A 19596-nucleotide genomic window follows, 5' to 3' on the forward strand; every position below is an offset into this window, starting at 1 on the left:
GCATCCATTATGGTTTCGCCTTGTTGGTGGGCCAGTTGTGCGTCTCGCCCGAGGCGTCGCGGCACCAGCGATAGAACGCGTCGTACAGCGTCATACCGGCTTCCAACTGCTCGAGATCGTCATCGAACATGCGCGACAGGCCGAGCGAGGCGGCGAGCAGCCCAGGCGCTTCCGGTGACAGATCGAGCCGCCCGGTGTCGGCGCCCCGGACCATCGTCGCCAGCCGCAGCAAGGGCGGCGTCGCGAGCCCGAATTCCTCGATCATGACGTCGAAGGTGCAGAGTTCGCCGCGGTGGCTCCAGAACACGTTTTCGACATCGAAGGGGGCGGCGCCGAAGCGCTCGCCGACGGCGATGACCTCGGAAGGCGCCACGAACAGGAACACCGCGGTCGGATCGACAAAGCGGCGGATCAGCCACGGGCAGGCGATGCGATCGATCTTCGGCCGCGCGCGGGTAACCCAGACGGTGCGACCCTGCGCGTCACGCGCCGGCAGTTTCGATGCGTTCACCAGCGGAAGCTTTGCCTCCTTCCAGCCTTCAAAGCCGCCTTCGAGCGTTTCCGCGGCAACATTGGCATGCCGTAACCAGGCGGCCGTGCCCTGCGCGAGCTTTGCGCCGCGCATGCAGACGACGATGGCCGAGTTTCCGGAAAATTTGCCGCTCCAGTCGCCGGCATCCTGATGGCTGCGCCTGATGGCGCCGGGAATCAGCCGCTGGTCGGCGGCGAAATCCTCGTCGGTGCGAACGTCGATCAGGGCAGGCATGTGCGCCGTGCCGATCAGTCGTGAAAGCTTGTCTGGAGATATCGTGGTGTAGGATGACATGGCTGCGCCCTCGTAAAAGAAACGGGACGCGATACTTGGGCATGTCGCCTCGTGGGGGGATCGCAAAACCCCCATAGGCCGAATTAACCGCCTGCGGCTTCGACTGTCAACTGGTGCCGCATCGGTTCCCGACGGGAGGCTTGCGGAATTCCGCATTCGGACCTAGCTTGGTCGGCATCGGGGATAAAGCAGGCTCCCCGTCAGACGGCCCTTCCGTCCAAGCTCTGCGCACACTCGACGTGTCGAGGATTGCGCATGGATGGGAACGGGCCGATATTTTTTTATCCCCGCAGATCAGTTCTGACCGCTTTTCTCGCCGCGTGTTTCCTCGCGGACGCGACGCTGTTCGCGTCCGCGCAAACAGGAGCCGCCATGATTGCCATTGATCGTATGACGCCCGGATCGCCTCCGGCGGGATTTTCGTTTGCACGAACCGGCCGGGGCAGTGAGGGCGAATGGACCGTCACCGCCGATCGAACCGCTGCAGCAGGCAAGGCGATCGAGCAGACCAGCACCGACCGCACCGATTACCGGTTTCCGCTCGCGATCCACGAGAGCCTCTCGGCCACCGATGTCGACGTCGAAGTCAGCTTCAAGGCAGTACGAGGTAAAACGGATCAGGCCGGCGGCATCGCCGTGCGGCTGGCGGACGCCGACAATTACTATGTCGCCCGCGCCAATGCGCTGGAGGATAACGTCCGCTTCTATCGCGTCGTCGCCGGCCGGCGCGAGCAACTGGATGGCGCCAATTTGAAGGTCAGCCCCAATGAATGGCATACGCTCGGCTTGCGCGCGGAAGGCCAGCGCTTCACGGTCTCCTTCGATGGCAAGAAACTATTCAGCGCGACGGACAAGACTTTTGCCGAGGCGGGAGGCGTGGCGCTGTGGACCAAGTCCGACAGCGTAACGCGCTTCGATCAGTTCAAGATCACCATCTTGCCGTAACGGGAACGCTGGAATGGCCGATATCGCGACTGAACCAAAGGCATCGACTGGAAACGCGCTGATCTCGCTGCTCTATGCCGCGCGCGCCTTGCGCGGCTTCGGGGACGGTTTCGCCGTCATCATCCTGCCGGCCTACATGACGGCGCTGGGCTACGACGCCATCGCGGTCGGCATCGTCGCGACCGCGTCGCTGCTTGGCACGGCGCTGCTCACACTGATAACAGGCTGGATCGCGCCGCGTCACGACCTGCGCGCGCTCCTGATCTTTGGCGCAGGTCTGATGGCGGCGACCGGCCTTGCATTTCCGGGCGCGGAGCATTTCGTTCTGATCGTGCTTGTGGCGTTCATCGGTACCATCAACCCCTCGGGCGGCGATCTTGGCGTGCTGGTTCCGCTCGAACACGCGGTGCTGGCGAAGAGCGCCACCGACGACCGCCGGACCGAGGTGTTTGCGCGCTACAGCCTGATCGGGGCGCTCTGCACCGCCGCCGGCTCGCTTGCGGCAACCTTGCCTGATTTCCTGGTTTCGCACGGCGGCACCACGCTCGGCGCGTTCCGTGTGATGTTTTATGCCTATGCCGCGCTCGGGATACTGAGCGCCGCGCTCTATCGTTACGTCCCGCATACGCGCGGCGAGGAGAGGACGCCACAGACGCCGCTGGGGCCATCGCGCGGCACCGTCTACAAGCTCGCGGCGCTGTTCAGCATCGACGCCTTCGCGGGCGGTTTCGTTGCCCAGTCCCTCTTGGTGCTCTGGCTGTTCGAGCGTTTCGACCTGTCATTGTCCGCGGCCGGATTGTTTTTCTTCTGGTCGAGCACGCTGAGCGCCTTTTCCTATCCGGTCGCCGCCTGGATCGCCAAGCGCATCGGCCTCGTCAACACCATGGTGTTCACGCATATTCCCTCCAGCATCTTCCTGATCCTGGCGGCGTTCTCGCCGAACCTCTATCTGGCGCTCGGGTTGCTGCTGTTGCGCTCGGCGCTGTCGCAGATGGACGTGCCGACCCGCACCTCCTACGTCATGGCCGTGGTGACGCCGGCGGAACGCCCGGCGGCTGCCAGCGTCACCGCCGTGCCGCGCAGCCTCGCATCCGCGATCAGCCCGGCGATCGCGGGCGCGCTCTTGATGACGTCGTTTACGGGGCTACCGCTGGTGGTCTGTGGCACCCTGAAGATCGCTTACGATCTGGCACTCCTGTTCACATTCCGTCACATCAAGCCGCCGGAGGAAAAACGGTAGCGGTCGATCGACGGTTCAATGCTGCGCGACGGCTGTCTTGTCGAGTGCCGCGCGAACGTTGCGCGCCAGCTTCAGTGCATCGTCGTTGGCCCAGAAATGAACGAAGAACATGCGCGGCTCCTCGGCAAGCATGTGGCTGTGGATCGCGGTGACCTCGATATCTCCGGCACGTAGCGCCCGGATCAAGGGATTGACCTCGTTGCCGGTCACGAGAAAATCGCCTGTGATGGCGGCCTTGCCGCCGCCGGTCGGCTGAAAGTTGATGGCGTTCGCGCCGCCGAGGGCGGCGTTGACCTGCATTCCGCTTTCCTTGGTCGGATCACGCCTTGGAATGCCGTACTGGTAGACGCCGCCATTCACGGTACCCTTGGCGCCCATTGCAGCGTCGACTCCTGCGGTATCGAGATCAATCGCCGGCGCCGCGGTGGCGGTGGTGGCCGGTGGGTCGAAGGGCGTCTTGCTTGCCGAAGAAAGCGCTGCGCGGATCGCGGCCGCCATTTTCTCGGGGTCGCCGTGCCCCGCCACATGCATGTAAAAGGTCGCGGGAGAAGCGCGGAGAACGTGATTGTGGATCGCGCTGATGTCCAGCCCGCTATCCAGCAACCGGGTTATGACCGGTGTGATTTCTGTATCCAACAGCACTAGGTCGCCCATCAGCATGGCCTCTCCCTGCATGGGCGCGAAGGCGACCCATCCTCCGAGCGCCAGCGCCGGCTTGATCGCGACGCCGTCCAGCGTGACATGCAGATCGGATCGCGGCAGCCCGTAACGATGCACTTCGCCGCTTACCGTGGCAGTCTTCCCGAGAGCGGCGTCCACCTTCTTCCAGTCGATAGCGTCGGCTCGGGCGGCCTGTGACAGCAGCAGCGCGGTGACGAGCGCGAGTAGCGTAAGGGATTGTTTCATGGCGTTCTCCTTCTTGCGCCCCATGTTCGGCCGCCCATGGCAATGTTCCCGCGAGGCGTGACGCCGCACGGCCGGGCGTTGACGGATTTTTGTGAGTGAAGGTAAGTATTCGGGCATGCGTATGCGCCTCCGGGAAACCGGGACGCGATACTTGGGCATGACGCCTCGTGGGGGGATCGCAAACCCCCATGGCTGTATTCAGCCACACTGACGTGGACTGTCAACGTGCTCTGGCACCGGCTACTGCAACGGTGTTACGAGGACGGCGCGATAGCCCTTATTCCAAGCGCATTACTGCGGGACTTTCCGAGAAGCCGGCCGTACGTTCACCTTCAATTGATCGATTGAAGCTGGATCGCCCGTTCTTCGGCTTTCGGCGTTGAGGGTTGTCAGATCATCATCAACGCGGCGCGCGACTACCAGGGGCTTCGCCGTCCGTCGGGGAGGGGCTCCATCAATCGTCGCTCATCACGGACATGCGACCATTGCGCCAGCTTGATCTCCGGAGAGTCGGGCGCGTTGGCCTCTTCCGAGTGAAAGGCGAGTTTCTGGTTTGCCTGCACCTGGTATTTGGCGGCCTGCGCAAGCCAGTACCATTTCTTGTCCGGCTCGCTCAGCGCGCGCTGCCGGCACTCGGCTTCCAATTCACTTAAGCGGTTAGCTTCTTGCATTGCCAATTCCAGAGCCCGGAAGCTCCAACCTGCCGGAGCTTCGAAACCACCGAACAAGGGGGTCCGGTAACCTCTCATGCCAAAAACTTCTTGACGGCCTGCTATGCCGGATCGACGCAATTGATTGAAATTTACGAATGGATTGATGCGAAAATTTGCGTGCAGCGTCAATCCGTTGCGATATTTCCCGTAAAATCCGGCCTAGACGATCAGCAGGGCGCCCGACGCCAGAAGCAACGCCAGCACGATTTTCCGGAACGTGGCCTCGTCGAGCCGCCCGAACAGCTTCAGCCCGAGCCACGTGCCGGCGAACAAGGCCGGCAATCCGATCAGGAACAGCTTGATCACCTCAGGCGTGATCGCGCCCCTGACACCGATCCACATTGCGCTCATGGCGAAGATCGCAACCGCCACCGGCTGAAACACCGCGCGTTGCGCGTCTTTGGGCCAGCCGCGCAAGCCGCACCAGATCGTCACCAGAATTCCGGCAAGTCCGGTGATGCCGCCCAGCACGCCGTTGAGAAAACCGATCCCGGCGTCGGCCGCGGCGCCGCCCGCTTTCACCGCGGGGATGGCCGGCCGCAGCAGCGCGTAGAGGCTGTAGAGCACCAGGAAGGCACCGACGCCCATGCGCACATGGGCGGGGTTCGCCCAGGTCAGGATGCCGACGCCGACGGGAACGCCGAGCGCGGCGCCGGCCACGAACGGCCAGAGCTTTCGCCAGTCCAGCGCGGAGCGCAGCTTCCAGACCGAATAGCCCTGCACGATCAACCCGAATGCGATGATCAGCGTCGCGGTTTGCAGCGGGGTGAGGATGTAGAGCCAGATCGCTGATGCGACGAGGCCGAAGGCGAAGCCGGAGAGGCCGGCGACCAGCGCGCCGGCAAAGGTCGCGAGAAGAAACAGCGGCAGTTCGAGGGTCGTTCCATCCATGTGCCCGCTCCACAGAAAAGCGAGCAGCGCTTGAATGGGATCGCCATTTGACGGGGAGGCTGCGATATCCCCGTGTTCAGGTTAGGCCCGGCATGGCCGCACGCGCAAGATGCATCGTGAAGCCTGCATGCGATGGCAGCGCTGCTGACAGTTGTCGCCATCCGGCAAAAGATTCGCGCGACAAACGCTTTTTGCTCGCGCGCCGGTCTGTAGCGACCATATGTTCAGCCAAGCGCTGCAGCCGATGGCGCGTTGAATGCGGAGAGACGGTGTGGGCGAATGGGTTGGGGTCACGATCGCGCTGGTCTCGAGTTGCCTCGGCGGGACTGCGGCGGCGATCACGCGCTATCTTGCCGGCAACACCGATCCGATCACGCTTGCGATTCTGCGCTGGGCGATCGGCTTCTGTTGCGTGCTGCCGACGGCGCTGTTGCTGAAGGCGCGATGGCCGCGCCGCGGCGACTGGCCGGCCGTCGCCGCGCTGGGCTTTTGCTTCTTCGGCGTGTTCTTCGTTCTCTACAACATCGCGATGTCCTACACGACCGCGGCGCGCGCCTCGCTCGCGCTGGCGACATTGCCGCTGCACACCATGGTGGTCGGCGCCTTGCTTGGCATCGAGCCGCTGACGAGCCGGAAATCGATCGGGGTCTGCGTCGCGGTACTCGGGGTCGTTGCCGCGCTTGCGACGGGATTGTCGGCCGCGCCGCCGGGTGCGTGGCGCGGCGAACTGATCATGACCGCGGCGGTAATGTGCATGGCGTTCTACAATGTCTGGTCTCGCCCCCTCATCCAGCGATCGAGCGCGCTTGGCTTTCTCACCGTCGGCATGGGGACCGGCGCCGCGGCCCTGGTCCTGGTCGGCTTGCTGACGGGAAGCGTCGCGGCACTGAGCCAGTTCAGCACGCCGCAATGGATCGCGGGGATTTATCTCGGCGTTGCCGGCGGCGCGCTGGCGTTCATCCTGTGGGTGCTGGCGCTGGAACGGGCGTCGCCGACACGCGTGGCCAATACCATGACCGTCAATCCGCTCGCGGCGGGGCTGCTCGCCACGCAACTCGTCGGAGAGCCGATCACACCGAATCTTGTGCTCGGGCTTGTCGCGGTGTTTGCCGGGATCTGGATCGCAACGTCGGAGGTCAGGAAGTCTTGAATGCGTGACGCTTATGCGGCCGCGATGGCTTCGATCTCGATCAAAAAATCCGGACCGTAGAGTTTCGACACCTCGACCAGCGTGACCGCAGGCGCCGCCGGCGGCGTCACTGAGGCAAAGAAGCGGTTTCGGGCTTCGCGGTAGGGTCCAAGATTATCCATGTCGGTGAGGAAGACCGTGAGCTTTACCAGATTGGCCGGCGTGCACTGGCTCGCCTCCAGCGCAATCGCGAGGTTTCGAAACACCTGCTCCGCCTGGGCTGCAAAATCCTTCCTGCCGACCACATAGCCGTCGCGATCGAGTGCGGTCTGGCCGGCGATGAAGATGATGCGCCCCGCCTTCACCTCGACGATCTGTGAATAGCCGGGCGGCGTACCGAGTTCGGGCGGATTGATGCGGGTGATCATTCAGACATCTCCTCTTTCGTCACGCTTCGAGGTGGCGGTGTGCGCAGCAGGAACAGCGCCAGCAGTGCCGAGATGCTGAGCGCTGAGGAGACGATCAGGACGCGGGCGCCCATGGCCTCGATCAGCAATCCGAACATCAGGGGGGCCGCGGCCTGCGCCATCCGGGCTGGCGCGCCGATAATGCCGAGGCGATAGCCGTAATTCTCAGGGCCGAAGATCGCGAGCGGCAGCGTGCCGCGCGCGATCGTCAGGATGCCGTTGCCGGCGCCGTGAAAGAGCGCGAACACGCTGGCCGCTCCGCCGCCGACCAGTCCGAGAATCGCGGCGCCGATCGGGTGTGTGATGCAGGCGAGTTTGGTCGAGACCAGCGGATGGTAACGGCTGAGAAAGCTCGCCTCGAATATCCGGGCGGCTACCTGTGCCGGGCCGATTAGCGCGCCGGCAAACACAGCCTGCGTGGTGGTCGCGCCGGCCGCCTCCATGAGGCGGGGCAAATGCGCGGCCATCGCGCCGGTGACGGTCCAGGCCGCTGCGAAGACGAATGCCAGCACGATCATGGTGCGATCGATCGGAATATGCGGCTTGGCAGCCGTGGCAACGGCAGCTTTCGCCCCCGTGACGGCCGGCAGCATCCACAAATTGATCGGTAGGCCGATCAAGATATGCGCCGCCGCCCAGGCAAAGCAGGTGTTGCGCCAACCGATGGTCTCCAGCCCCAATGCCGACAGCGGCCAGCCGACCGTCGACGCAAACCCGGCAATCAGCGTGATGCCGGTGATCGAGCGGCGCGCCGCATCGCCATAGATGCGCCCGAGCGCGGCAAAGGCCGCATCGTAAAGGCCCGCGCCCATGCCGACGCCGAGCAGAAGCCACGCGGCGACGAGCAGGGGTATCGACGTGGTGAAGCCGAGCAGGACGAGGCCCGCCGCCAGCACCAGATTGGACATCGACAGCACGGATCTGCCGCCGACCAGATCGATCTGGCGGCCGACGCGTGGGCCGATCAGCGCCGAGAGCACCAGCGCGGCCGAGAAGGCGCCAAACACCCAGTTCGAGGAAACCCCGAGATCGCGCGCGATCGGGTCGGCCAGGATGGCCGGCAGATACATGCTGGAGGCCCAGGCCAGCGTCTGCGTTGTGCCGAGCGCCAGAATGATCGGAAGTGGGCCGCTCATGGCTTATTCGCCATTCTGATCTCTTGCCGGCGTCATCCGCACCCGGTTCGCCTCTTTTTCTTTTCCAATGTCATCGAATAGGGAGGATTCGAGGGTAGCGCAATTTGCTTGACCACTTCGTATATATCGATATATCTGGATATATGGAATCAGAACACGCCATCCTTGCGCTCGCCGCTCTCGCCCAGTCTACGCGGATGAGCGTCTTCAAGCTGTTGGTGAAATACGAGCCGGATGGACTTGCGGCCGGGGACATCGCCAAACACCTTGCCGTGCCCCAGAACACCATGTCGGCACACCTCGCTGTGCTTGCACGCGCGGACCTGGTGATGAGCGAACGAAAAAGCCGTTCGATCATCTATCGCGCCAATTTGGCGGCGTTTCAAAACCTGACATCGTTCCTGGTTGAGGATTGTTGCGGCGGCCGCGCCGATTTGTGCGTGCCCGCTACGGCATGCAAGCCTGAGCGCAGCAAGCGCGCCAAGGTCAGTTCATGAGGGGAGAACGAAATGAAGCGACTTCACATTCATATGGCAGTCGATGACCTTCCGCGATCGATCGGCTTCTATGCGGCGCTGTTCGACGCGCAACCCAGCGTGATCAAGTCCGACTATGCCAAGTGGATGCTCGAAGACCCGCGCGTGAATTTTGCCATTTCCACCCGAGGCAAGCAGGCCGGCCTCGACCATCTCGGAATTCAGGTCGACAACTCCGGCGAACTGCAGGAGGTCTATGCGCGGCTTCATAAGGCCGGCGGCAACATCATTGAGCAAGGAGCAACCGTCTGCTGCTATGCCAAGTCCGAAAAATCCTGGATCGACGACCCGGCCGGGGTCGCGTGGGAAACCTTCCTCACGACCGGTGAGAGCACCGATTATGGCGATGGTACCGGTGAACGAAATGCCCGCGTAGCGCATGAGAAGCCGAATGCGTGTTGCGTTCCCAAAGCCGCCGCTACTTCCACCGCGGCCTGCTGCAGCACGTGAGATGACGAGGTAGATGTTCGGCATGCGAAACGCCAGCTGATGTCCGAATTCAATCTGTCGCGCCGGCTCGCTGCCGAGGCCCTCGGGACCGCGCTATTGGTCGCGACCGTGGTCGGCTCCGGCATCATGGCCGAAACCCTGACCAAGGACGTCGCACTCGCGCTGCTTGGCAATACCTTGCCGACCGGCGCGATCCTGATGGTGCTCATCACCATTCTCGGGCCCATCTCGGGCGCGCATTTCAATCCCGCGGTATCGCTGGTCTTTGCCTTGAAGGGCGAACTGACGCCGCGCGATGCGCTGGGTTACGTTGCTGCGCAGGTCGCCGGGGGGATCGCGGGGACCATGATGGCGCATGCGATGTTCGCGCTGCCGCTGATCGACGCCTCGCTGAAAACGCGAACCGGCGGTGCGCAATGGTTCGCCGAGGGCGTCGCCGCGTTCGGCCTGGTGGCGACCATCCTCGCCGGCATCAGGTTCAACCGCACGGCCGTGCCCTGGTTGGTCGGCCTCTACATCACGGCGGCCTACTGGTTCACGGCCTCGACCTCGTTTGCCAATCCGGCCGTTGCCATCGCGCGCTCGATGACCAATACGTTTTCGGGCATTCGCCCTGCCGATCTTCCCGGCTTTATCGCGGCCGAACTGAGCGGCGCGGTCGTGGCGCTGATCTTCATGAACTGGCTGCTGCGCGGGGCGGGCGAGGCGGCAAACACCAGGGAGGCCCGGCCATGACCGTCACGATCTATCACAACCCCGCCTGCGGCACTTCGCGCAACACGCTCGCCATGATCCGGCAGAGCGGCGAGGAGCCCGAGGTGATCGAATACCTGAAGACCCCGCCGGGCCGTGCGAAGCTGGTCGAACTGATCGGAGCACTTGGCATCGCGCCACGCGATCTCTTGCGCGAAAAAGGCACGCCCTATGCCGAGCTCGGCCTTGCCGATCCCAAATGGAGCGACGACGAGCTGATCGACTTCATGCTTGATCATCCGATCCTGATCAACCGGCCGATCGTGGTGACGCCGAGGGGGGGTCGGCTATGCCGGCCGTCGGAACTGGTGCTCGATCTGCTCGATAACCCGATCGAATCTTTCGTCAAGGAAGACGGCGAGGCGGTGGCGCGCGCGAAACGTTGAAGGGCGCGAGGCTTTTACTCGTCACGATTGCGCGGCATAATGGCGTATGGAACTCACGCCCCGTCTGCGCCTGATGAACTGGCTGGTCAGCCAGGGTCTCACCGGCCTGCCCGAGAATGATCTGATCCGCGGTTTCTGCGAGCGCTGCTGCGCCGAGGGCCTCCCCGTGTCGCGCGGGATGGTCTTCATCGATACGCTGCACCCGATCTTCGAGGGCCGCGGCTTTCGCTGGAACGACGCCGAGACCAACGAAAGCGACGTCTTCGAATATGGCTCGACCAACGAGGGCGAGGCCGCGGACGCCTGGCGGAGTTCGGTCTTCTATTACATGCTCGAAAACGGCCACGAGGAACTGCCGGTCGACCTCGCCAATGGCGTGGCCCCCAATTTCAAATTCATGGGCGAGCTCGCAGAGAAGGGTCACAAGCATGTGGTGGCCTATGTGCACCAGTTCGGCGAGGCCGGCACCATGGGGCAGATGGATTGCGTCTATTCCTATTGGGTGACCCGGCGCGACGAGGGCTTTGGCGCGCACGGGCTGGCGGCATTGCGCGACCTCGTGCCGGTGCTGGGCCTTGCGATCAAATCCGCAGCGCAGGCCGATATCACCAAGACGCTGGGCCGGGTCTATCTCGGGCGCGAAACAGCCGAACAGGTGCTGCGCGGGCGGATCACGCGCGGCGTCACCGAGCGTATCAACGCAGTGCTGTGGTTCTCCGATCTGCGCGGCTCGACCGCGATCAGCGAGAGCATCGAGCCCGGCGAGATCATCCCGTTCCTCAACGATTATGCGCAGGCCTCGATCGATGCGATTCACGAGGCCGGCGGCGAGGTGCTGAAGCTGATCGGCGATGGCGTGCTGGCGATGTTCACCCATGAGAACTTGGCGGCGGCCAAGCGCGCAGCGCTGCGCGCCGAACATCGCTTCCGCCGCAACATGAAGGCGCTCACCGCCCGCCGCACCGCCGAGGGCCGCACGGTCACGTCAGCCCATGTCGGCCTGCATGTCGGAGAGGTGTTTTACGGCAATATCGGCAGCGATGACCGGCTCGATTTCACCGTGGTGGGACCGGCCGTCAACGAGGTCAGCCGCATCGCCTCGATGTGCCGCTCCGTCGACCGGGAATTATTGATGTCGTCGGCGTTCCGTGCCGGCCTCGATGCCGCCGGGCGAAACTATCTGGTGTCCACCGGTCGTTATGCGCTGCGCGGCATCGGCCGCGCGCAGGATCTCTACACGCTCGATCCGGATATCGCCGCGGATGAGGTGGTGGCGGGGAAGTACGAGCGGTATCTGGCGAGCTAGATCGGTTTCGCTCGCATCGTGTAGAGCCCGACCGCGACAAGCGAGAACACCGTCAGCACCACGCCGAGCGCGAACAGCGCGTCATGCGAGATCGTAGCCGCGAGCCAGACGCCGATGGCGGCCGTCATCATCTGCCAGAAGCCGACCAGCGCGGATGCCGCGCCCGCTTTGTCGCCGAACGGGGAAAGTGCCTGCGCCGTCCCCAACGGATTGACGATGCCCATGCCGAGCAGGAATACGCTCATGGCGCCGAGAAACGGCAGGAAGGAGGGGCTGTACAGCGAGACCAGCAGCATCGCGATGCTGCCGGTCGCGGCCACGAATAATCCACCGCGGATCGAGCGGTCGAGCCCGTAGCGCGGCGCAAGTTTGGTCGCGAGCATGCCGGCGGCGAACACGATCAACACAGTGCCGGCAAAAAACAAGCCCAACTGGATCGGCGTGAAGTGCATCGCCTCGATCAGCACGCGGGGCGCTGCCGAGAATATCGAGAACAGCCCGCCCATGATCAGGCTCACGGTCGCGGCCGGCACCACGAAGCGGCGGTCGGCGATCAGGCCGATGTAATTCCTGGCAATGGCCAAGGGATCGAGCGGCGTCCGGGTCGCGTGATGGGTCTCGCCGAACACGGTGCCATAGGCAAGGGCGCCGAGGCCGGCAAAGACGGCGACGAGGACAAATTCGGAACGCCAGCCGAAATAATGGTCGAGCGCGCCGCCGAGCAGCGGCGAGAAGCCGGGGGCCGCCGCCATCGCGATCATGATCAGTGCCATCGCACGCGCCAGTGCGGGACCGGAAAACATGTCACGGGCGATTGCGCGGGACAGCACCGAAGTGGCGCAGGCGCCGGCGGCCTGGATCATGCGGCCGATCAGCAGGCCCGGCAAGTCCGTTGCGAGCCCGCACCAGATGCTGCCGGCGAAGAAAACCGCAAAGCCGATCAAGACCGGCCAGCGACGTCCGTAGCGATCCGAGATCGGCCCGACCACGAGTTGGCCCACTGCGAACACCGCAAGGAAAATGGTGATGGCTGAGGTGACTGCCGCGCTCGATACCTTCAGCGACACTGCCATCTGCGGCAGCGACGGCAGCAGGATATTGGTGGCAAGCGTGCCGGTGGCGGCAAGCCCTGCCAATACAGCGATCTGCAGGACGGTCGAGGAGGCCTCGGTACGGGGACTCGTGTCGATCGCGGCGGTCTGGTCGATCATGGCGGTTCCATTCCTAAAGATGATGACTATCATATAAAAAGAATTGGGGGAGCGCCAGTGGATAGGCCGCTTTGGAATGAATTGCTCTTGTTCCCGTCATTGCGAGCGAAGCGAAGCAATCCATCCCTCCGCGGAGAGAATGGATTGCTTCGTCGCTGCGCTCCTCGCAATAACGGCTTCGGGCTAACAGCCCGCCGGCTCGCCGACCATGTCCGGCTGCCGCGCCAGCGACACCGCCGGCGACAGCAGGATCACCAGCGCCTGCGCGCCGAAGATGATGGCCGCCAGATAGAGGCAGGCCTCGGCGCCATAAAGCCCGCCGACGATGGCGCCCAGCGCAGAGCCGACCGGGCGGGCGCCGTAACTCATGATGTTGATGGCGGAGACACGCCCGAGCAGCGACGGCGGCGTCACCGATTGCCGCAGCGTCGTGGTCGAGATCACCCACAGGATCGGGCCGACGCCGAGCAGGAAGAAGCTCAGGCCCGCCAGCCATGGCGTCGGCACGATGGTCGTCAGCGCCATCACGACAGCGGCGACCAAGCCGGTGACGGGCCCGAGCCCGATCACGGTTCCGAAGGCCAGCCGCTTCATCACCCGCGTCGCAGCCAGCGCGCCGGCGACCATGCCGACGCCGTACATCCCAAGCGTCATCCCGACGCCGGTGGCCGATAGCCCGAGGCGGCGCACGGCGTAGGGCACGAACACGGCAAGCAGCAGGAACGACGCCGTGTTGAAGATGAATTGTGTGATGAATACCGGCCGCAGCAGTTGATGATGCAGCACGAAGGCGGCGCCTTCCTTGATCTCCTGCAGCGGATGACGGCGCGGGGCAGGCGCGCGCGCCGGTTCATAGATGCCTGACAGCAGCACCACTGCGATCACGGACAACGCCGCGGCAAAGCCGAAGGCGGGCGCGGCCCCGACCCATCCGACCAGCACGCCGCCGAGCGCCGGGCCGCTGGCGAAGGCAACGGTGCGCGCCAGTTCGATCCGCGCATTGGCGGCGGGCAGTTGTTGCGACGTCACCAGCGACGGCACCAAAGCCGGGGCGGCGACGCTGTAAGCGACCGTTCCGCAGACGGCGATGAAGCCGAGCAACGAGAGCAGCGGCAGCGTCATTTGGCCCAGCCAGATCAGCAGCAGGATGCCGGCCAACGCCGCGGCCCGCAGCGCTTCGGAGCCTGCCATCACCCAGCGCCGCGAGATGCGGTCGGCGAGGAGACCTGCGGGAATCGCGAACAGGATGAAGGGCAGCGTCAGCGCGGTCTGCAGCAGGCCGGTCTGGCCTTCGCCGACACCGAGCAACAGCACGGCGACAATCGGGGCCGCGGCCAGCGCGATCTGTTCGGCCGACTGTGCGGTGAGATTGGACCAGGCCAGGCGGTTGAAGGTTGCGGGCAGGCGAGGCGTGTCGGCGGCGGTCATGGCAGGATTCCTTGGCAAATTCCTGAATTCGGTTCTGTCCTCATTGTCTGACTGCAGGACGATCGAACCCACCCGTTTCCCGACAAGGGGCGTGAGGGAACTGCGCAAGAAAAAGCCCGCCGCGTGAACTGCGGCGGGCCTGTTTCGATTTCAGTTCGAACAGCAGTTCGACCTGTCGCTTCGGCTATTACGATTTGGGCCCGAGCGTTGCCTTGCCCGTTCCCGAGATCGTTGCGGGCGGCGTCACCACGTCATCATCATCTGCATCAAGCACGGCGGGCGGCTCGGTGGGACCTGCCAGTTGCTGCGCGGCCAGCGCGTTGGTCAGGCTGGTCAGCGCATCGGGACCGGCAGCGAAGCCGCCTTCGGCGAGGATCTTGTCGATGATCGGCTTGAAGGCCGAAACCGACAACAACTGCGCCGCAAGACCGTCGCCAAGGCCAAGACCGTTGCCGTGGCCGTTCATGGCGCCGTTGCCGCCGCCGCGGCCGAGCAGGCCGCCGGTGTCGAAGATCCGGATGTCGGAAATCTTCTCGATCGGCTTGACCGCTTCGGCCAGCGCATTCGGGATGATGTTGATGCGCGCCAGTGTGAGATCGTAGTCGACGATCGCCTGGGAGAGCTTGTTGCGCGCTTCCGCCTTCAACGCCGCCACCTCGGCCTCGGCCTGACCGAGCGATTTGACGCCGGCCGCGCGGGTGGTCGCCGCATCGGCGTCGGCCCTGGCTAGCATGGTGATGGCTTCCGCCTTGTTGGTCGCGGCCTGGTTCTCGGCTTCCGCCATCACGGTGATCGGCATCGCGTCGGTCTCGGCGGCCTTTCGCGCCGCGATCACGTTGATGATCTTGTCGCGCTCGGCGATTTCGGTGGCGCGGGCGGTCGTGACCTTTTCTTCAGCCGCAATGGCGAGCGCACGCGCGGTTTCGGCGATGGTCTGGGCCTCGGATTGCTCCTTGCTCTTGACCGCCACCGCGATCGCGCTCTCCTGCGCGACGATCTGCAGGTCGCGATCCATTTCGGTATTGCGACGCTTCACCGCCAGATCGGCCTCGATCTTCCTGGTATCGCGCAATTGATTGGCTTCGGTCTGCTTGTTGGCGACTGCCAGCTCCTGCTGGATGCGATATTCGGCCTCGTTCTGCACCGCGGTCTGCTCGACCTGCGCGGTTTGCGCGCGCATGGAGGCGGTCTTGTTGGCGATGTCGCGCTGCTGCGCCAGCTCGGCCTCGCGCTTGGTGGATTCGATCGTCAGCGTGGTCTGGCGGGCGACCAGATCCTGCTGGGCGATGTTGACTTCGGTGGTGCGGACGATCTGGTTGCGTTCCTGTTCGCGCTCCCGGGTGATCTTGGTCAGCGTCGTCAGGCCGTGGGCGTCGAAGAAATTGCTCGGGTTGAAATGCTTGATGTCGCTCTGGTCGAGCCGCGTCAGCGATACCGATTCGAGTTCGAGGCCGTTGTTCTGGATGTCGGCGCCGACAGCATCCTGCACCGCCTTGACGAAGGTGGCGCGCTGCTCCTGCAGCTCTTCGAGGTTCATGGTGGCCGCCACCGACCGCAGGCCGTCGACGAATTTTGCTTCGACCAGCTCGCGCAATTCGGCGGCATCATTGGTGCGGCTGCCCAGCGTCTGCGCGGCCAGCGCGATCGACGATGCATCGGGTTTGACGCGCAAATAGAATTCGGCGCCGATATCGACGCGCATGCGGTCCTTGGTGATCAGCGAGTCCGGCCCGCCGCGGGCGACCTCGAGCCGCAGCGTCTTCAGATTGACCGCGGCGGTGGAGTGGAAAACCGGAAGCACGAGCGAGCCGCCGTCGAGGACGACTTTCTGGCCGCCGAGCCCGGTGCGGACATAGGCTTCGTCACGTGTCGAGCGGCGATAGAGTTTTGCGAGGAAGATGCCGATAATAAGAACAACGAGAACGCTGATAGCGACGGGTACTGCAAGTTCCCACATATTTTATGCCCTGCGTGATGTTGGCTGTTGCGCAATGAGGTCGGCTGGTGCGGATATGGCGATAAAGCTTCTGGCGTCGCGGTCGACCAGCAGGACGCTGGCACCGACCGGAAGCGGCGTGGATTCGGGACTGGCGCGCGCGACGAGAGAATGCCAGTTGCCGAAGACATCCTTGAGACGGACCTTGCCGGGCAGCCCCTGGTCGAGCGGCCCGATTGAAACCTCGGCGACGTGGCCGACGAAATCGGCCTCGTCCACCGCATAGGTCTCGTCGCGCGGGATAATGCGGGCGATACCGCGGCTGCTCACCCGGATCGCCGGCAGGCTGAGCGCTGCGGCGGCAAGCGCCGCAAGCGTGACCGGCACGGCCATGCCGATGCTGTGTGCAATCCCTTGCAGCAGGAAGCCCGCGATCGCGAACACCCCGAGCGCCAGGATCATCAGGATCAACAGCGGCAGCCGTCCCGCATTGATCCAGAGGAACAAGCCGCCGATGGCGCTATGGCTCTCGCTTTCGAGCGCAAAATCCTTGCCGATGAGTTCGCTGATCGAGAAACCGACGATCATCGTCAGCAATTCGATGCCACCCAGGCTGAGCATGATAGCGGCTGATATCGCAAAGGGACGTACGTCGGGCGCCAGCAGGATATCGGTCACTGCACTCATTGCTGCGATTTGATCCTTTCAAGCCTTGCTGCGATTTCCTTTTCGCGATGCAGGCGGTCGAGTTCGTCGAGCTCCCTGTCGCCGAGCACGCTTGCAGCGGGCACGCCGGTTACGCGTGCGATCGCCGCCATGGCCCGGTCGGCACTCATAGTTTTAGTCGTGGGAACTGCCCGGCCGGTTTCAAGTGGCGCCTGCTGTACGAGGCTCGCCTCGAGATCGGCGAGGCGGGTTTCGGCTTCACGTCGCGCGGCAAGCATCGCCTGCAAGGCCTTGGTCTGCTCATCGATTTCGAGTTCGACGAAATCCATCGCGCGTTCGAGCGCGATCGTCTGCGACTCCAGATCAATTTGCCGTGCGACGCCGGCGCGCGCGAGATCCTCGCGGCTTTCTGCAACCGCCAGTCGAATTTTGTCGGTCAGTCGCGCGACTTCGGCGTCCAGCTCTTCGCGCCGCCGCTTGAGGCGGAATTCCTCGGCGCGCGATTTGCCGAGCGCGTAGCGCGCTTCGTCGGCGCCGGCGTCGATCTCGCGGATCGCCTGTTTGACCAGCGCGACCTTGTTGCTGTTCTCGGCGTTGTCGATCGTTTGGCTCGCGATGGCGGCAAGAAGCCGGCCCATGCGTGCAAGGATGCCTTCGTGAAGCATGGTCTTCTCCTCCGGTTGGATTGATTTCGATTTGACGGCGATCTGGATTTCGTAGGCGTGGCCGTCTGAGACCAAGTGAGCCGGGAAGGGACTCTCCCAGCCGGCAACATAGCCGGGGACGTCGAACGGAACCAAGACGCGTCCCTGGACAGTGCTAATGGTCAGTGAAGTTGGTCCCTTGATCGCAAACAACTTGTCGTCGAGTGGAATTCGGCGCATCGCCGCATCGGCCACGTAGCCGGCGCGGTCGCGCAGGCCGAGCGTCACCAGCCGCGCCGGCAGGCCGGTCTCGACGCGGATTCTTTCGTAAGCCTGGGCGTGAAGGGCGACGAGGTTGGCGCCGACGGGCGCAACCTCGGCGAGGATCGCCATCATCCGGTCGTAGGCGGCGAAGGTCGCCTCGATGGCGGCGATGCCTCCCTCGTCGGGAGCGAGGGCGTATCGCAACGTGGCCGTGGGCGTTTCGACCGGGATCTTGATCATGCTTTTAGCATAAAGCACTTCCTCAGTGCTTTACAGAGGTCGCGCCGGTATCATTTTCGTGATTGCTAGATGCAGTTGCAAATGAGTTGCAATAAGGATGGAGATCGGTCATCTTGCTCAAATGGACGCCCGAACGCCCGCATTGGGCCCGAAGACCCCGATTGAGAGTGGACCGATGACCGATACGACTGCCGCCGGCTGGCGCGCTGACGCCGCCGCTGGCACCCAGCGGAGCTTGCCCGAGGTCAACTCGACCATCTCGGTCCCCTTTGGCGGGCACTGGTCGCGCCGGCTGCTGGCCTTTCTCGGCCCCGGCTACCTGGTCTCGGTCGGTTACATGGACCCGGGCAACTGGGCGACCGACCTCGCGGGCGGTTCGAAGTTCGGTTACACGCTGCTGTCGGTGATCCTGCTGTCGAACCTGATGGCGATCCTGTTGCAGGCACTCGCCGCGCGGCTTGGCATCGTCACCGATCGCGATCTCGCGCAGGCCTGCCGCGCCAGCTTTTCGCGGCCCGTCAACTTCATGCTCTGGCTGGCCTGCGAGGCGGCGATCATCGCCTGCGACCTCGCCGAGGTCATTGGCACGGCGATCGCGCTCAAATTGCTGTTCGGCATTCCCTTGATCGGCGGGGCGCTGATCACCGCGCTCGACGCCTTCCTGCTGCTACTGCTGATGAACAAGGGCTTCCGTTTCCTCGAAGCCTTTGTCATCTCGCTCCTGATCGTCATCGCGATCTGCTTTGGGATTCAGATCGTGGCCGCCGCTCCGTCGGTTGCCGGGGTCCTGAAGGGTTTCATGCCCTCGACCGAGATCGTCACCAATCCCGAGATGCTCTACATCGCCATTGGCATCATCGGCGCTACCGTGATGCCGCATAATCTCTATCTGCACTCCTCGATCGTGCAGACCCGCGCCTATGAACGTAACGACGAAGGCCGCCGCGAGGCGATCAAATGGGCGACGACGGACTCGACGATTGCGCTGATGCTGGCGCTGTTCATCAACGCCGCGATCCTGATCGTCGCCGCCGCGACGTTCCATGCGACCGGCCGCACCGAGGTCGCCGAGATCGGCCAGGCGTACGAACTGCTGTCGCCGCTATTGGGGCTCGGGATCGCTTCCACCCTGTTCGCGGTGGCGTTGCTCGCCTCCGGCCTGAACTCGACGGTCACGGCGACGCTGGCCGGCCAGATCGTGATGGAAGGTTTTCTGCATCTGCGGCTGCCAAGCTGGGCGCGTCGGCTGCTGACTCGCGGCATCGCCATCGTTCCGGTCGTGATCGTCACGGCGCTCTATGGCGAGCGCGGCACCAGCCAGCTTCTGGTTTTCAGCCAGGTCGTGCTGTCGATGCAATTGCCGTTCGCGGTGATCCCGCTGGTGAAGTTCGTTTCCGATCGCCGCAAGATGGGTGATTTCGCGATCTCCCGTTCAGTCGCTGTGGTGGCATGGATCGTCGCCGCGATCATCGTGGCGCTGAACGTAAAACTCCTGTTCGAGACGTTCTTCGGCTGAGGCGGCA

20 protein-coding genes are annotated in these 19596 nt (G+C 64.0%); 9 read left to right on the plus strand and 11 right to left on the minus strand.

Annotated features, from left to right (window positions below):
- Window positions 1-7: 7 nt before the first annotated feature.
- Window positions 8-826, minus strand: a complete 819-nt coding sequence (locus ACVWVY_RS25215) for a chromate resistance protein ChrB domain-containing protein (protein WP_456628900.1) — start codon at window positions 824-826, stop codon at window positions 8-10.
- A gap of 372 nt (window positions 827-1198) precedes the next feature.
- Here ACVWVY_RS25215 and ACVWVY_RS25220 point away from each other — a divergent pair, with 372 nt between their 5' ends.
- A complete protein-coding gene (locus ACVWVY_RS25220; protein WP_456628901.1) occupies window positions 1199-1771 on the plus strand; it encodes a hypothetical protein in 573 nt (190 codons plus the stop codon).
- Between the two features lie 13 nt (window positions 1772-1784).
- Window positions 1785-3011: an MFS transporter gene (locus tag ACVWVY_RS25225; protein WP_456628902.1), complete on the plus strand. Its 1227-nt coding sequence runs from the start codon at window positions 1785-1787 to the stop codon at window positions 3009-3011.
- Window positions 3012-3026: 15 nt separating this feature from the next.
- Here the strand turns inward: ACVWVY_RS25225 and ACVWVY_RS25230 are convergent, their stop codons facing one another.
- From ACVWVY_RS25230 to ACVWVY_RS25240, 3 genes are all read right to left on the minus strand, one after another.
- A complete protein-coding gene (locus tag ACVWVY_RS25230) occupies window positions 3027-3917 on the minus strand; it encodes a DUF1259 domain-containing protein (RefSeq protein WP_456628903.1) in 891 nt (296 codons plus the stop codon).
- 416 nt (window positions 3918-4333) lie between these two features.
- Complete coding sequence (locus tag ACVWVY_RS25235; protein ID WP_456628904.1) at window positions 4334-4759, minus strand: hypothetical protein; 426 nt, start codon at window positions 4757-4759, stop codon at window positions 4334-4336.
- Between the two features lie 30 nt (window positions 4760-4789).
- Complete coding sequence (locus ACVWVY_RS25240) at window positions 4790-5521, minus strand: sulfite exporter TauE/SafE family protein (RefSeq protein ID WP_456628905.1); 732 nt, start codon at window positions 5519-5521, stop codon at window positions 4790-4792.
- A 271-nt stretch (window positions 5522-5792) separates the two neighbouring features.
- On the opposite strand from ACVWVY_RS25240, the gene ACVWVY_RS25245 reads away from it, so the two are divergent.
- Window positions 5793-6671, plus strand: coding sequence for a DMT family transporter (locus ACVWVY_RS25245; RefSeq protein WP_456628906.1), 879 nt, complete (start codon window positions 5793-5795; stop codon window positions 6669-6671).
- Window positions 6672-6682: 11 nt separating this feature from the next.
- On the opposite strand, the gene ACVWVY_RS25250 is transcribed toward ACVWVY_RS25245, so the two are convergent.
- Window positions 6683-7078: a RidA family protein gene (locus tag ACVWVY_RS25250; protein WP_456628907.1), complete on the minus strand. Its 396-nt coding sequence runs from the start codon at window positions 7076-7078 to the stop codon at window positions 6683-6685.
- Window positions 7075-8253, minus strand: a complete 1179-nt coding sequence (locus ACVWVY_RS25255) for an MFS transporter (protein ID WP_456628908.1) — start codon at window positions 8251-8253, stop codon at window positions 7075-7077. The genes ACVWVY_RS25250 and ACVWVY_RS25255 overlap by 4 nt, the downstream gene beginning before the upstream one ends.
- Before the next feature lie 143 nt (window positions 8254-8396).
- On the opposite strand from ACVWVY_RS25255, the gene ACVWVY_RS25260 reads away from it, so the two are divergent.
- The 5 genes from ACVWVY_RS25260 to ACVWVY_RS25280 are packed head-to-tail and all read left to right on the plus strand — an operon-like array spanning window position 8397 to window position 11684.
- The gene (locus ACVWVY_RS25260; RefSeq protein WP_456628909.1) at window positions 8397-8750 is read left to right on the plus strand and encodes an ArsR/SmtB family transcription factor; all 354 of its coding nucleotides are present in this window, start codon (window positions 8397-8399) and stop codon (window positions 8748-8750) included.
- Window positions 8751-8762: 12 nt separating this feature from the next.
- Window positions 8763-9239: an ArsI/CadI family heavy metal resistance metalloenzyme gene (locus ACVWVY_RS25265; RefSeq protein ID WP_456628910.1), complete on the plus strand. Its 477-nt coding sequence runs from the start codon at window positions 8763-8765 to the stop codon at window positions 9237-9239.
- A 39-nt stretch (window positions 9240-9278) separates the two neighbouring features.
- Window positions 9279-9974 carry an aquaporin gene (locus tag ACVWVY_RS25270; RefSeq protein WP_456628911.1) on the plus strand — a complete coding sequence of 232 codons (696 nt, stop codon included), beginning with the start codon at window positions 9279-9281 and terminating at the stop codon, window positions 9972-9974.
- Window positions 9971-10378 (plus strand): arsenate reductase (glutaredoxin), encoded by a 408-nt coding sequence (gene arsC, locus ACVWVY_RS25275; RefSeq protein ID WP_456628912.1) that lies wholly within the window; start codon window positions 9971-9973, stop codon window positions 10376-10378. The genes ACVWVY_RS25270 and arsC overlap by 4 nt, the downstream gene beginning before the upstream one ends.
- Before the next feature lie 46 nt (window positions 10379-10424).
- Window positions 10425-11684, plus strand: coding sequence for an adenylate/guanylate cyclase domain-containing protein (locus ACVWVY_RS25280; RefSeq protein ID WP_456628913.1), 1260 nt, complete (start codon window positions 10425-10427; stop codon window positions 11682-11684).
- Here the strand turns inward: ACVWVY_RS25280 and ACVWVY_RS25285 are convergent.
- The 5 genes from ACVWVY_RS25285 to ACVWVY_RS25305 all read right to left on the minus strand — a co-directional run bounded on the left by ACVWVY_RS25285 (window position 11681) and on the right by ACVWVY_RS25305 (window position 18073).
- Complete coding sequence (locus ACVWVY_RS25285) at window positions 11681-12895, minus strand: multidrug effflux MFS transporter (RefSeq protein ID WP_456628914.1); 1215 nt, start codon at window positions 12893-12895, stop codon at window positions 11681-11683. The genes ACVWVY_RS25280 and ACVWVY_RS25285 overlap by 4 nt on opposite strands.
- A 183-nt stretch (window positions 12896-13078) precedes the next feature.
- Window positions 13079-14323, minus strand: coding sequence for an MFS transporter (locus tag ACVWVY_RS25290; RefSeq protein WP_456628915.1), 1245 nt, complete (start codon window positions 14321-14323; stop codon window positions 13079-13081).
- Between the two features lie 187 nt (window positions 14324-14510).
- Window positions 14511-16280 (minus strand): flotillin family protein, encoded by a 1770-nt coding sequence (locus tag ACVWVY_RS25295; RefSeq protein WP_456628916.1) that lies wholly within the window; start codon window positions 16278-16280, stop codon window positions 14511-14513.
- 3 nt (window positions 16281-16283) lie between these two features.
- Window positions 16284-16946 carry an OB-fold-containig protein gene (locus ACVWVY_RS25300; protein ID WP_456628917.1) on the minus strand — a complete coding sequence of 221 codons (663 nt, stop codon included), beginning with the start codon at window positions 16944-16946 and terminating at the stop codon, window positions 16284-16286.
- Window positions 16943-18073 carry a PspA/IM30 family protein gene (locus ACVWVY_RS25305; protein WP_456628918.1) on the minus strand — a complete coding sequence of 377 codons (1131 nt, stop codon included), beginning with the start codon at window positions 18071-18073 and terminating at the stop codon, window positions 16943-16945. Before ACVWVY_RS25305 ends, ACVWVY_RS25300 begins: the two co-directional genes overlap by 4 nt.
- A 121-nt stretch (window positions 18074-18194) precedes the next feature.
- On the opposite strand from ACVWVY_RS25305, the gene ACVWVY_RS25310 reads away from it, so the two are divergent.
- A complete protein-coding gene (locus tag ACVWVY_RS25310) occupies window positions 18195-19589 on the plus strand; it encodes an Nramp family divalent metal transporter (protein WP_456628919.1) in 1395 nt (464 codons plus the stop codon).
- The last annotated feature ends 7 nt before the right edge of the window (window positions 19590-19596 follow it).

The organism is Bradyrhizobium sp. URHC0002, from assembly GCF_054059515.1.